This is a genomic window from Cellulomonas sp. McL0617 (genome assembly GCF_049994875.1).
In the GTDB taxonomy this organism is placed as follows: Bacteria; Actinomycetota; Actinomycetes; order Actinomycetales; family Cellulomonadaceae; genus Cellulomonas.
On record NZ_CP188256.1, the window covers coordinates 424,949 to 438,001 of the forward strand.

Genomic DNA, 13,053 nt, shown 5'->3' on the forward strand with positions numbered 1-13,053 from the left:
TACCTGTGAGCCGCCTACGCCCCGAAGAGCCTGGCCAGGTACGGGTTGCTGAAGACGCCGTCCGGGTCGGCCTGCTGCCGCACGCGCTGGGCGTCGGCGAACCGCGGGTAGAGCTCGCTCAGCCGGTCGGCCTCGAGCCAGTGCATCTTGCCCCAGTGCGGGCGACCGCCGGACGCCGCGACGATCTGCTCGACCGCGCGGAAGTACGACTCGTACGGCAGGCGGATGTACTGGTGCACGGCGATGTAGGCGGTCTCGCGGCCGTGCGCGGTGGACAGCCAGAGGTCGTCGGCCGCGGCGAAGCGGATCTCGACGGGGAACGGGACGCGCTGGCCGGACGCCTCGAGCCAACGGTCGATCTCGGCCAGGACGGGAACCAGCTGGTCGCGGGGGACCGCGTACTCCATCTCGCGGAAGCGCACCCGCCGCGGGCTGACGAACACCTCGGGTGCCGGTGCGACGAACCGGCGCGAGCTCAGCGCGCGGGCGGCCAGACCGTTGATCCCGACCGTCGTCCGCGGGGCGATCGTCGCCACGGTGTTGGTGACCGCGAACAACCCGTTCGACAGCAGCTCGTCGTCGACCCAGCCGCGGACGGGATTCAGGGGGCGCTCGGTCTCGTCGGGAACCCGGTTGTTCCGCTTGGTCAGCGCGCGGCGCGTGTGCGGGAACCAGTAGAACTCGAAGTGGTCGTTGCCCTCGACCAGTCCGTCGGGCCCGTCGAGGCCCTCGAGGACGCGGTCCAGGGGCCAGGGCTCCTCGACGGCCTCCAGCTTGAACGCGGGGACGACCTCGAGCGTGACCGCCGACAGGACCCCGACGCTGCCGAGGCCGAGGCGAGCCAGCTCGAAGAGCTCGGGGTTGGTCTCGGGGCACGCCTCGACGACGTCGCCCTTGGCCGTGACGAGGCGGGCACCGACGACCTGCGTGGCCAGACCGCCCAGGCGGGCGCCCGTGCCGTGGGTGCCCGTCGAGATCGCGCCGGCGATCGACTGCTTGTCGATGTCGCCGAGGTTGCGCATGCCCAGGCCCCGAGCCGCCAGCTCGGCGTTCAGGGCACCCAGGCGGATGCCCGCGCCGACCGTGACGTGGGTGGTGCCGTCCGGCTGGGGCGCGACACGCTCGAACGCGTTCAGCCGATCGAGGTGCAGGTGGACACCGTCCGACGCCGCCACGGGGGTGAAAGAGTGCCCGGCCCCGACCGCCCTGACCTGCAGGCCGTCCTCCGCCCCGCCCCGTACCGTTTCGACCAGTTCGTCCTGGTCAGCGGGGTGCACGACGCGCTGCGGCGTCGCTGAGGCCGTGCGGGCCCAGTTGCGCCACGGCGCGGAGTCGGACAGGTGTCCCATGAGACAGAGGGTCCTCTTGGTCAACCGTCCAAGTCAAGTGCGCCCAGGCCTTGACTATCGTCACGATGGATATTGAGACTGTGCACTGGGGAGGCGTCGGCCTCACGCACCGGTGACCAAGCCAGCCGGTGGGGCCGTCGTTCGAGGGAGGGGACCTTCGTGAATCGTTTGCCAGTCGCTGAGAGACGTGAACAGCTCATCGAGGCAGCGCTCGCGGTCGCGAGCCGTGACGGCATCGACGCGGCCACCGTGCGCGCTGTCGCTGCCGAGGCCGGCGTCTCGTTGGGCGTCGTGCACTACTGCTTCCAGGACAAGGACGAGCTGCTGCGCGCGATGGCGCACGCCATCACGTCCGCCAACCTGGAGCGCAGCATGGGCGAGCTGCCGCCGGACGTGGGCGTCGCCGCCGTCATCGACGGCACCATCGATGCGCTCTGGGACGGCATCAAGGAGTCGCGGGGTGCTCAGCTGCTGAGCTACGAGCTCACCACCTCCTCGCTGCGCCACCCCGAGCTCAACCAGGTGGCCATCGAGCAGTACCGCGGCCAGTGGGCGGCCGCCGAGCAGGTGCTGCGCGGCGTCGAGCAGGCCGCGGGCGTGACGTTCAGCGTCCCGCTGGAGACGCTCGCGCGCACGGTCGTCGCGGTGGTCGACGGCTACTCGCTGGCCTGGCTCGTCGACGGTGACGAGGCGAAGGCACGCGAGGGCATGCACGGCTTCGGCAGGTTCCTGCTCTCGACGACCGTCGCCAACCCCAGGGACGGCCTCGAGCAGCTGCTGGACACCGGGGACGAGGCTCTGCCCGCGTGAACGATGCCGTCCTGACGGCCCCGTCCGAGCATGCACGTCGGGCGCGGATAGCCGTCTCTCTCGGGTTCGCCGCGCAGGGATTCGTCTTCGCGATGATCCTGACCAGCCTCGACGTGTTCAAGTCCCGGTACGGGATCGACGACGGGACCATCGCCTTCGTCATCCTCGGCGTCTGCGTCATGGCGGGCGTCGGCACGTTCGTGGCCGATCGCATCGCCCGGTCCGCCGGCGGCAGCCGAGCGGTCCTGATCCGTGGTCTGCTCCTCGTCGCGACGGCTGTGGTCGTCGTCTCGGTCTCCCCGACCTTCGCCGTCCTGGCCGTCGGGTTCGCGCTGTACGGCGTGGCGCTCGGCATGGTCGACGCCGGCACGAACATGCAGGCCGTCGCCATCCAGCGCGCCTACGGCCGCTCCCTGCTGACGGGGTTCTACGCCGCGTGGTCCGTCGGCGGGATCCTCGGCACGGTCCTGGTCGCGGTGACCACCGGGCGCGTCTCGGTGGAACCGATCGGCTGGACGCTCCTCGTCGGCACCGCCGTCGCACTCTGCGTGTCCGTCGCGGTGCGCCGCGCCGCCTGGAGCGAGCCGTCGGGCGCCGTGCCGTTCGCCGTCGAAGCCGCGCTGGCCGAGCCGGACGCCGTGTCGACCGGCAAGCCGGTCATCCCGTGGGGGCCGCTGCTGATCCTCGGGCTGGGCGTCGTCGCCTACTACGTCAACGACCAGGCGATCTCGACGTGGAGCCCGATCTTCATGCACGAGGTGCTGAACTCGACGGGCACCCTGACCAAGCTCGGCTACGCGGCGTACCTCGCGATGACGCTGGTCTCGCGCCTCGCCGGCGACCCGTGCGTCCGGCGTTGGGGCCGCGTCCGGGTCGTGCGCGTCGCGTCGCTGGTCGGGGCGGTGGGCCTGGTCCTCGTGCTGACCGCGAACGCCCCGGCACAGGCCGTGCTCGGGTTCGCCATCGCCGGGGCCGGTCTGGGCCTGATCGCCCCCCTGTGCTTCTCGTCAGCCGGGCTCCTCGCCCCGGGTCACGCGGACGCCGTGATCGCCCGCCTCAACGGCTTCAACTACCTTGGTGCCGTGCTCGGCGGGGTGTTCGTCGGGTTCATCGGCACCGCGTCCAGCCTCCGCTGGGGCTTCCTGGTGCCGGTCGTCCTCGTTCTCGCGGTCGCCGTCCTGGCGGGCCGTTTCGGTGTGGTGCGGCATGAGAAGGCCCCCCTGTCGGCAGGAGCCGGTGCATGACCCTCACGATCGGTGCCCGGCTCGACCAGGCGACGCAGGGCCTTCCGGCGCCCCTGGCGGTGGTCGACCTCGACGCCGTCGACGCCAACGCGACCGACCTGGTGCGCCGCGCCGGCGGCACCCCGATCCGCGTCGCCAGCAAGTCTGTGCGCGTCCGGGCGGTGCTGCAGCGGGTGCTGGCCCGCCAGGGGTTCGCCGGCGTGATGGCGTACTCGCTCCGGGAGGCGCTCTGGCTGGTCTCCCAGGGGGTCGACGACGTCCTCATGGGCTACCCGACCGTGGACACGGACGCCCTGGACAAGCTCGCCGCCGACCCGGCCGCCGTCGCCGCCGTCACGCTCATGGTCGACGACCCCGCCCAGGTCGACCTCGCTGCGCGCTCCGCGACCGCCCACGGCGTCACCGTGCGGCTGTGCCTGGACGTGGACGCCTCGCTGCGCGTCAAGCTCGGGCCGCTCGCCGCGCACCTCGGGGTCCGGCGATCGCCCGTGCACACCCCGGCCGACGCCGGGACGCTCGCCGCCGCGATCGCCGAGCGGCCGGGCGTGGACGTGGTCGGCGTCATGTTCTACGAGGCCCAGGTGGCCGGTCTGCCCGACACCAGCGCCGCCGTCCGCGCGGTCAAGCGTCTGTCCATCGCCGACCTGGCCTCGCGTCGCGCCGCCGTCGTCGCGGCGGTCGAGGCGGCTGTCGGGCATCCCCTCGAGCTGGTGAACTCCGGCGGTTCCGGATCGGTCGCGTCCAGCGCCGCCGATCCGGCGGTCACCGAGGTCACCGCCGGCTCGGGCCTGTTCGTCCCGACGCTCTTCGACGCCTACCGGTCGTTCACGCCCCGGCCGGCGGCGTTCTTCGGTCTCGACGTGGTCCGCATCCCCGGCCCGGGCTTCGCGACGGCGTTCGGCGGCGGCTACATCGCGTCCGGCCCGTCCACCAAGTCCCGCCAGCCGCGCCCGGTCTGGCCCGGCGGGCTGGCCCTGACGAGCCGCGAGGGCGCCGGCGAGGTGCAGACGCCCCTGCGCCTGTCCGGCGGCACGGACCTGCGCATCGGCGACCGCGTCTGGTTCCGCCACGCGAAGTCCGGCGAGGTCATGGAGCGGTTCGAGTCGGTGCACCTGGTTCGCGGCGCCGAGATCGAGGCCACCGTCCCGACGTACCGCGGCGAGGGCCACACCTTCGGCTGACCGACCCCGGGCCTCGCACCGGGGCGGTGCCGACCCCCCGGGGCAACGGGTACGGTGTCGCCCCGGTAGCCTTGCCCGCGTGACCCTGCGCCTCTTCGACACCGCGACCCGGACGGTGCGTGACTTCGTCCCGCTCGTTCCCGGCGAGGTCGGCGTGTACCTGTGCGGTGCCACGGTGCAGTCGGCGCCGCACATCGGGCACCTGCGGTCGGCGGTCGCGTTCGACGTGCTGGTCCGCTGGCTGCGCCGCTCGGGCAACCGCGTCACGCTGATCCGCAACGTCACCGACATCGACGACAAGATCCTGGCCAAGGCCGCCGAGGCGGGCGAGCCGTGGTGGGCCTGGGCGATGCTCAACGAGCGCGCGTTCACCGCCGCGTACGACGCCCTCGGCGTGCTGCCGCCCAGCTACGAGCCGCGCGCCACCGGTCACGTGCCCGCGATGATCGAGCTGATGACCCGCCTCGTCGAGAAGGGCCACGCCTACAGCACGAGCCCCGGCGACGTGTGGTTCGACGTCCGCAGCCACGACGAGTACGGCAGCCTGACCAACCAGCGCATCGAGGACATGATCCCGGCGCCGGACGGCACGGTCGACGACGACGCCAAGCACGACCCCCGCGACTTCGCCCTCTGGAAGGCCGCCAAGCCGGGGGAGCCCGAGACGGCCGCCTGGGACACCCCGTTCGGGCGCGGCCGGCCGGGCTGGCACCTGGAGTGCTCGGCGATGGCGCAGCGGTACCTCGGCGACACGTTCGACATCCACGGCGGTGGCCTGGACCTGCGGTTCCCGCACCACGAGAACGAGCAGGCGCAGTCGCGCGCCGCCGGCTACGGGTTCGCGCAGTACTGGCTGCACAACGGCTGGGTGACGCAGGGCGGCGCCAAGATGAGCAAGTCGCTCGGCAACGGCCTGCTGGTCACCGCGGTGCTGGCCAAGGAGCGCGCCTGCGTGGTGCGTTACGCCATGACCGCCGTGCAGTACAGCTCGATGCTCGAGTGGACCGACGACACGCTGCGCGAGGCCGAGGCCACCTGGGACCGGCTCGCCGGGTTCGTCGACCGCGCGACCGAGAAGGTCGGCGAGGTGCACGACATCGAGGTGGCGACCGTGGCGCTGCCGGACGAGTTCGTCGCGGCGATGGACGACGACCTCAACGTGCCCGCCGCGCTCGCGGTCGTGCACGAGCACCTGCGCACCGGCAACAGCGCGCTCGCGGCCGGGGACACCGCCCTGGCCCGGGAGTCGATGGTCGTGCTGCGCGCGATGCTCGACGTGCTCGGGCTCGACCCGGCCGGTTCGCACTGGCGGTCCACCCGCGGCGACGAGCGGTACGTCCACGCGCTGGAGTCGGTGGTCGCCGCCGAGCTCGAGGCCCGCGCGCAGGCCCGGGCCGTCCGCGACTTCGCCACGTCCGACGCGATCAGGGACCGCCTCGCCGCGGCCGGCATCGTCGTCGAGGACTCGTCCACCGGGGCGCGCTGGTCGCTGGCCGCGCGCTCGGAAGCGGAGGGCTGACGCGGCGCGTCCGGCGCGCTCGATCAGTCCTCCACACACGCAGCAAACAAAGGAACACAGCATGGCAGGCAACTCCTCCCGCCGCGGGGCCACCCGCAAGGCCGGGTCCAAGAAGGTCGCGGCCGCGGGCACCGGTGGCAAGAACCGCCGCGCGCTCGAGGGTCGTGGCCCGACGCCCAAGGCGGAGGACCGCGAGTACCACCCGGCGCACAAGGCCAAGATCGCGGCCGAGCGGCGTGCGGTCGCGGGCACGCGTGGGACGTCCGGGCGGCAGGCCGCGGGCGCGTCCCGCAGCGCCGCCGGGTCCAAGGGCGGCCGCAAGAGCTCGACCCACGAGATCGTGTCCGGCCGCAACAGCGTGGTCGAGGCCCTGCGCGCGGGCATCCCGGTGTCTACGGTCTACATCGCCTCGCGTCTCGAGGCCGACGACCGCACACGCGAGATCATCGCCGCGGCCGGTAACTCGAACTACCCGCTGCTCGAGGTCAGCCGCTCCGAGCTGGACCGGCTCACCGACGGCTCCGTCCACCAGGGCGTCGCCATCCAGGTCCCGCCGTACGAGTACGTCGACGACGACGACCTGCTCGACGCCGCCGCGGAGTCCGAGCGGGCCGCGCTGATCGTGGCCCTCGACGGGGTCACCGACCCGCGCAACCTCGGTGCGGTCCTGCGCTCCGCCGGTGCGTTCGGCGCGCACGGTGTCCTGGTGCCCGAGCGGCGTGCGGCCGGGGTCACGGCCTCGGCCTGGAAGGTGTCCGCGGGCGCAGCGGCGCGCGTGCCGGTCGCCCGCGTGACCAACCTGGTGCGCACCCTGCAGGGCCTCAAGCAGGCCGGCGTCTTCGTGGTCGGCCTCGACGGCGGCGGCGACACCACGATCACCGAGCTGCCCTACGCCACCGACCCGCTGGTGCTCGTCGTCGGCTCCGAGGGCAAGGGTCTGTCGCGGCTGGTGCGCGAGCAGTGCGACGCCATCGCGTCCATCCCGATCACGTCCTCGGTCGAGTCGCTGAACGCCGGCGTCGCCGCGGGCATCGCCCTGTACGAGGTGGCCCGCCAGCGCGCGATCTGACGCCCGCCCCGCCAGCGGCGCGCCGGCGGCCGCCGAGGTCGTGACTCGGCGACGACGTCGTCAGTTGCAGCTGACGAGCTCGTCGGCGACCCACGATCTCGGAGGCGCGAGCCGTGCCCTGCTGGGCGCGGAGGACCGCCACGGGCGCCCGACGATCAGCCGGTTCAGCCGAGGAGGGGGTCCTCGACGCGGGGGATCACGCCCGTCTCCGGGATCTCACCCGTCTGCACGCCGAGGATCGAGTGCTCGTCGGGACGGTTCGGGAGGATGTCCTTGAGGTAGGACTTCACGGCCTTCTTCATCGAGACGTCGTGGCCCGCCTGCTCGGACAGGTACCAGCGGTGATCGAGCAGCTCGTGATAGATCTGCGCGGGCTCGAGCTTGCCGCGCAGGTCGCGCGGGACGGCGCGGACGGCGGGCTCGAAGATCTCGGTGAGCCAGTCGTGCGCGACGAACGACTCGTCCTCGCGCTGCCGGTCGGTGGCCGCCCGGTACTCGTCGAGGTCGTTGAGCAGGCGGCGAGCCTGGTTCTCCTGCACGTCCAGACCCGTCAGGCGCATCAGCCGGCGGGAGTGGTGGCCGGCGTCGACGACCTTCGGCTGGATGACCACGCGGGTGCCGTCCACGTCGGTGGTGATGTCGAGCTCGCCCACGTCGAAGCCCAGGTCGTTGAGCCGGTCGATGCGTGCCTGGACGCGCCAGCGGTCGCCGTACCCGAACGTCTCGGGCTCCGTCAGCGCGCGCCACAGCTCGCCGTACCGCTCGGCGAGGGCGTCCCCGATCGCGACGGCGTCGACGTCCTCCTCGAGGAACTCGCCCGCCTGCAGGTCCATGAGCTCGCCGATGATGTTCACGCGGGCGATCTCGAGGTCGTAGCCACGCTGGCCGTCGCTGAGCCGGTCGTGCAGGTCGCCCGTCTCGGCGTCGACCAGGTACGCGGCGAAGCTCCCCGCGTCACGTCGGAACAGCGTGTTGGACAGCGACACGTCGCCCCAGTAGAAGCCGACCAGGTGGAGCCGCACCAGCAGCACGGCCAGCGCGTCGATGAGCCGGGTGGCCGTGTCGGGCTGCAGGACCTGGCTGAACAGCGCGCGGTACGGCAGGGAGAACGAGAGGTGCTGGGTGATCAGGCAGGCCTCGAGGCGCTCGCCGGACGCGTCCGACCGGCCGGTGATGACGCCCATCGGCTCGACGCCCGGGACGTCCAGCCGACGCAGCTGGCGCAGCAGCTCGTACTCGCGGTACGCGACGGTCTCGCCGATCTCCTTGACCGCGATGACGCGGCCGGAGAGCTTGACGAACCGCACGATGTGCCGCGAGATGCCGCGGGGGAGTGCGGCCAGGGTGGACGCGGGCCAGTCCTCGAGCGGGACGTCCCAGGGGAGGTCGAGCAGCGCCGGGTCCGGCGAGGCCGCGGTGATCTGCAGCGCGTTCATGACGACCATCCTCCCAGCAGGTGCCAACAGCGAAGGGACGGCCCCGGCGCGAGCCGGGACCGCCCCTCGGCGATCGAGATGTCAGACGGCGATGCGCTCGCCCGAGCCGGCGTGGAACAGGTGGGTCTCGCCTGCGCGCATCCGGATGTAGATCGTCTCGCCCTTGGCGGGCACCTGACGCGGGTCGACGCGCACGATGACCTGTGCGTCGCCGGCGCCGGACGTGATGTCCGCCGCGTGCCCGAACTCGTTGGTCAGCGAGCCGTAGACGAACGCGTCGGAGCCGAGCTCCTCGACGATGTTCACGACGACCGGGATGCCGTCCGGCGTGCCGGTGGGCACGACGTCGAGCGACTCGGGGCGGAAGCCGACCGTGATGTGGTTCTTGTCGTCCTCGGTGAGCTGGCCGATGGCGTCGCGGGGGATCGCCACGCGGGCGCGGCCCAGGTTGGCGCTGCCGTCGAGCACCGGGAACGTGCCGATGTTCATGGCCGGCGAGCCGATGAAGCCGGCGACGAACACGTTGGCGGGGGTGTCGTACATGTCGCGCGGGGTGCCGACCTGCTGCAGGAGGCCGTCCTTGAGGACCGCGATGCGGTCGCCCATGGTCAGGGCCTCGGTCTGGTCGTGCGTGACGTAGACGGTGGTGACACCGAGACGACGCTGCAGCGACGCGATCTGCGTACGGGTCTGGACGCGGAGCTTGGCGTCGAGGTTCGACAGCGGCTCGTCCATGAGGAACACCTGGGGCGAGCGCACGATGGCGCGACCCATGGCGACACGCTGACGCTGGCCACCGGAGAGGGCCTTCGGCTTGCGGTCGAGGTACTGCGACAGGTCGAGGATCTTGGCAGCCTCCTCGACGCGCTGGCGGATCTCCGCCTTCGGGGTGCCGGCGATCTTGAGCGCGAAGCCCATGTTGTCCGCCACCGTCATGTGCGGGTACAGCGCGTAGTTCTGGAACACCATCGCGATGTCGCGGTCCTTCGGCTGGACGTCCGTGACGTCGCGGTCGCCGATGAGGATGCGGCCGGCGTTGACGTCCTCGAGGCCCGCGAGCATGCGGAGCGACGTGGACTTGCCACAGCCGGAGGGGCCGACGAGGACGAGGAACTCGCCGTCCTCGATGTGCAGGTCGAGCGCGTCGACCGCTGGGCGTTCGGTGCCCGGGTAGACCCGGGTGGCCTTGTCGAAAGTGACCGTTGCCATGACTGATCAATCCCTTCACCGGCAGGTACGTGCCGGACGATCCGTTGTGAAGAGTGTCAAAGGTGTCTTCGATGACACGGGCCGAACGCAGGGTTTACGTCGGTGGCCCGCGGTCATCTTGCCACACCACGGCGGAACCTCCACATTTGCGCGTGACGTGCACCACACGTGCGGGTGGCAGGCGCACGACCTTCACCCCAGCGCGCCCCCGGATCCGTCGCGGAACGTGAGGAGGAGCCGGCCGCCGTGCTCCTGGGCGCCGTCGAGGCCGCCGACCCCCTCGTCCGACCTCTTGCCGAGCAGCGACGCGGCGTCCGCGCGGACTGCCGTCCGACCGTCGGCGAGGTCGAGCGCCTGCAGCTGGAGGTCGTCGGTGAGGACGACGATGTGCAGCGGGTCCGCGCCCAGGTAGACCGGCCGGGCACCGACCTGGGTGCGCCAGCGCAGGGCGCCCGTGCGTGCGTCCCGGGAGACCACGGACGAGGAACCCGTGGCGACGACCGCGCCGTCGAGCACGAGCACCGGCCCGGTGCTGCCGTCGGCCCGCCACAGCTCGCGACCGGTGCTGGCGTCGTCGGCGACGATGGTGGTGCCGCCGGCACCCGTCCGCAGCAGGACGACGCCGTGCGCCGTGCCGTCGTCGACGGACAGCTGCACCTGGGTGCCGTCCACGGTGACGTGCGTGCCCTGGTCGGTGACCAGCTCGCCCGCGGGGTCCGTGAGGCTCTGGAACGGCGTCCAGACGAGCGTCCCGGCACGGCCGAGAGCGGTCGTGCCGTCCACGCCGACCGACACCGAGGCGCGCGTCGCGCCGGAGGGCGACCAGACCCACGCGTGCCCGTCGCCCGCCAGCAGGACGCGCTGCGGGTCGGCGCTCAGGGTGGCGGCCGGGTCGATCGTCGTGACCCCGACGCGCACCGGGCCGCTGACCGGCACGGTGGGGGTGCGCGTGTGCCAGACCGCCGCGCCGGTGCTCGGGTCTGTCACCGTCACGTCCCAGTGGGTGCGCGCCCGGTCGTCGGCGACCGGGGTGGCGATCACGAGGTGGCCGGCGCTGACGGTCCACAGCGTGCCCGCGGGCAGGATCTGACGGGCCAGCACGGCGCCGTTCGTCGGGTCCAGGACCATCAGGGGCGTGCCGACGACCTGCCCCGGACCGGCCAGGTCGGCGCCGCACACCGCTCGGGCGTGCGGCGCCGCCGCGGCCGTGGCGCACCGCACCCACACCGACGGGAAGGTGCCCCGGTCCGCGGGGGGCAGGGCGTCGTCGATGGGGAACGGGGTCGTCCAGCGCACCGCGCCGGTGTCCGGGTCCGTGCCGCGCAGATCGACGACGCCCCGGCCGTACCGCGTGCCGATCGTCCAGCGGCCCGCGGTGTCGTCGGCGACCACCGTCACGGGGTCCGTGGGCGCCCAGCGCCACAGGGCCGCCACGTGCGCGGGGACGGGCTGCAGGATCCCCGGCACCCGGGCCAGGTAGGCCAGGCGCTGGCGTTCGCGGGCGTCGACCATGCGCTGGGCGCCGACGAGCACGAGCACCGCGAGCACGGCGACGACCACCAGCCAGGCCGCGTGCCGACGCATCCAGTCCCGCACGGCGTCGGCAGTGTCGGTCGACCTGACCGGTTCGGAGTCCTCGAGGACGAGGATCTGCCGATGACCGGCGCCGCGCAGGCTCTCGCTCATGGCGCGACCGTCAGCCCAGGACGGCGACCGAGCCGTCGTTCATCCAGACGAACATCCGCGGTTCACGCCCGCTCGGCTGGAAGCCCTGGGCGGTCTGCGTCGGGCTGCCCTGGGTCACCGCGTCGCGCAGGTCCGCGGACCACGCGTGCGAGCCGTCCGCCAGCGAGTAGGCGTCGAGCGAGATGCCCCGGCCCGGCACCAGCAGGTACCGGCCGTCGGTGGACATCTCCCGGAACTGGTGGTCGAGCTTCGCGATCCAGCGCACTCGGCCCGTGCGGGCGTCGACGGCGCTGATCCCGTCCAGTGTCGCGATGTAGACGACGCCGTGGAGCAGCAGCGCCGTGTTGACGGTGTCGTCGTCGTGCCAGAGGGTCTTCCCCGTCGCGACGTCGCGGCCGCTGAGCCCGTAGACCCCGGTCGGCCCGTCGCCGGCCGTCAGCACCACGTCGGGCGCGGAACCGTCGTCGACGGCGAGCCACGCGGCGGTCTGGTCGATCGGGGCGCTCGTCCCGTCGGCCAGGATCAGCTCCCCCGAGTAGGTGCCGCTCGCCGTGTAGGCGCTGAGCACGTACGCGCCCGCCCGCGCGCCCTGGATCCACGACCCGGGCCCGAGCGGGACCGCACGCACGAGCCTGCCGCCGTCGTCGAGGATCCAGGCGCCCGTGTCGACGCTGAGCACCACGTGGTCGTCACCGGACGTCGTCATGCTCGCGCCCCCGGACGCGTCGGCCCCGGCCGGGCCGTCCTCGCGGCCGAGGACGTCGACCGCCGGCGTCGTGTAGGACCACAGGCTCGTGCCGTCGAGCGCGTCGGTGGCCGCGACGTTCCAGCGGACCGAGCTCGCGTCGGCGCGCGCGGGGGCGCCGGCGGCGTCGACCCGCGAGGCGACGACGACGGCGTCGCGCGTGAAGGTGACCCCGGACGTCCCGGTGACCGTGCGCGTCGACAGCACGTCCCCGTCCGTCGGGTCGAGCACCCAGATCGTCTGGTCGGGCAGGCCGACGATGTTCTCGCCGAACTGCTGCGACAGGCACCCGGCGAGCGGGCGGTCGCCGTGCGGGATCTGCGTGCAGATGACGGCCGAGGTGGGCAACCGCCCGTCCGGTTGCGGATGTGCCGTCGGCAGCGTGACCGCTGTGCTCCACCGGCTCGCGCCGGTGTCCGGGTCGAGCGCGAGCACGCGGACGCCGTCCGTGCCCGACACACCGCCGACCAGCAGCCCGTCCACCTCGGCGCCGTACTGCAGCACGGGTCCGAGCTCGGCCGGCGCACGCCAGATGACACCGATGTCCGGGCCGGCCGGTGCGACGACGCCGGGGACCTTGGCCAGCGCCTCGATCCGGCTGCGCTCGCGGGCGTCGAGCACGGCCTGGGTGCCGACGAGCCCCGCGACCACCAGAAGAGCGGTCGGGACGAGCCAGAAGGCGTGCCGGCGGGGCCACGGACCGGGGGTGTCCGGCGCGGCCCTCCCGTCGGGCGCCGGCGGGACCGGGACGTCGACCTCGTCGACGAGCTCGACCTCGCGCATCCGGCCGGTCATGGGGCGGACG

10 protein-coding genes are annotated in these 13,053 nt (G+C 72.9%); 5 read left to right on the plus strand and 5 right to left on the minus strand.

From position 1 onward, the window contains the following. Positions 1-14: 14 nt before the first annotated feature. Positions 15-1,349: a D-arabinono-1,4-lactone oxidase gene (locus tag ACPPVS_RS02010; protein WP_426594297.1), complete on the minus strand. Its 1,335-nt coding sequence runs from the start codon at positions 1,347-1,349 to the stop codon at positions 15-17. Between the two features lie 159 nt (positions 1,350-1,508). Between ACPPVS_RS02010 and ACPPVS_RS02015 the strand changes: the two genes are divergently transcribed. From ACPPVS_RS02015 to rlmB, 5 genes are all read left to right on the plus strand, one after another. Next, positions 1,509-2,159, plus strand: coding sequence for a TetR/AcrR family transcriptional regulator (locus ACPPVS_RS02015; protein WP_426594299.1), 651 nt, complete (start codon positions 1,509-1,511; stop codon positions 2,157-2,159). Continuing rightward, positions 2,156-3,403, plus strand: a complete 1,248-nt coding sequence (locus ACPPVS_RS02020; RefSeq protein ID WP_426594300.1) for an MFS transporter — start codon at positions 2,156-2,158, stop codon at positions 3,401-3,403. The genes ACPPVS_RS02015 and ACPPVS_RS02020 overlap by 4 nt, the downstream gene beginning before the upstream one ends. Then, positions 3,400-4,584, plus strand: a complete 1,185-nt coding sequence (locus ACPPVS_RS02025; protein ID WP_426594301.1) for an alanine racemase — start codon at positions 3,400-3,402, stop codon at positions 4,582-4,584. The genes ACPPVS_RS02020 and ACPPVS_RS02025 overlap by 4 nt, the downstream gene beginning before the upstream one ends. Before the next feature lie 79 nt (positions 4,585-4,663). Next, positions 4,664-6,103 carry a cysteine--tRNA ligase gene (gene cysS, locus ACPPVS_RS02030; protein WP_426594302.1) on the plus strand — a complete coding sequence of 480 codons (1,440 nt, stop codon included), beginning with the start codon at positions 4,664-4,666 and terminating at the stop codon, positions 6,101-6,103. Between the two features lie 61 nt (positions 6,104-6,164). Further along, entirely contained in the window at positions 6,165-7,172 is a 1,008-nt protein-coding gene (gene rlmB, locus ACPPVS_RS02035) for a 23S rRNA (guanosine(2251)-2'-O)-methyltransferase RlmB (protein WP_426594303.1), read from the plus strand. A gap of 164 nt (positions 7,173-7,336) precedes the next feature. Here rlmB and ACPPVS_RS02040 read toward each other — a convergent pair whose 3' ends face one another. The 4 genes from ACPPVS_RS02040 to ACPPVS_RS02055 all read right to left on the minus strand — a co-directional run bounded on the left by ACPPVS_RS02040 (position 7,337) and on the right by ACPPVS_RS02055 (position 13,043). Next, positions 7,337-8,617, minus strand: a complete 1,281-nt coding sequence (locus ACPPVS_RS02040; RefSeq protein WP_426594304.1) for a DUF4032 domain-containing protein — start codon at positions 8,615-8,617, stop codon at positions 7,337-7,339. 72 nt (positions 8,618-8,689) lie between these two features. Then, positions 8,690-9,817 (minus strand): ABC transporter ATP-binding protein, encoded by a 1,128-nt coding sequence (locus tag ACPPVS_RS02045; RefSeq protein WP_426594305.1) that lies wholly within the window; start codon positions 9,815-9,817, stop codon positions 8,690-8,692. Positions 9,818-10,009: 192 nt separating this feature from the next. Continuing rightward, complete coding sequence (locus ACPPVS_RS02050) at positions 10,010-11,503, minus strand: PQQ-binding-like beta-propeller repeat protein (RefSeq protein ID WP_426594306.1); 1,494 nt, start codon at positions 11,501-11,503, stop codon at positions 10,010-10,012. A 10-nt stretch (positions 11,504-11,513) separates the two neighbouring features. Next, positions 11,514-13,043: a PQQ-binding-like beta-propeller repeat protein gene (locus tag ACPPVS_RS02055; protein WP_426594307.1), complete on the minus strand. Its 1,530-nt coding sequence runs from the start codon at positions 13,041-13,043 to the stop codon at positions 11,514-11,516. Positions 13,044-13,053: the final 10 nt, after the last annotated feature.

Coding starts and splice junctions, on each gene's coding strand:
- ACPPVS_RS02045 (WP_426594305.1), bottom strand. CDS start 9,817: ATGGCAACGGTCACTTTCGACAAGGCCACCCGGGTCTACCCGGGCACC.
- ACPPVS_RS02025 (WP_426594301.1), top strand. CDS start 3,400: ATGACCCTCACGATCGGTGCCCGGCTCGACCAGGCGACGCAGGGCCTT.
- ACPPVS_RS02050 (WP_426594306.1), bottom strand. CDS start 11,503: ATGAGCGAGAGCCTGCGCGGCGCCGGTCATCGGCAGATCCTCGTCCTC.
- rlmB (WP_426594303.1), top strand. CDS start 6,165: ATGGCAGGCAACTCCTCCCGCCGCGGGGCCACCCGCAAGGCCGGGTCC.
- ACPPVS_RS02010 (WP_426594297.1), bottom strand. CDS start 1,349: ATGGGACACCTGTCCGACTCCGCGCCGTGGCGCAACTGGGCCCGCACG.
- ACPPVS_RS02040 (WP_426594304.1), bottom strand. CDS start 8,617: ATGGTCGTCATGAACGCGCTGCAGATCACCGCGGCCTCGCCGGACCCG.
- ACPPVS_RS02055 (WP_426594307.1), bottom strand. CDS start 13,043: ATGACCGGCCGGATGCGCGAGGTCGAGCTCGTCGACGAGGTCGACGTC.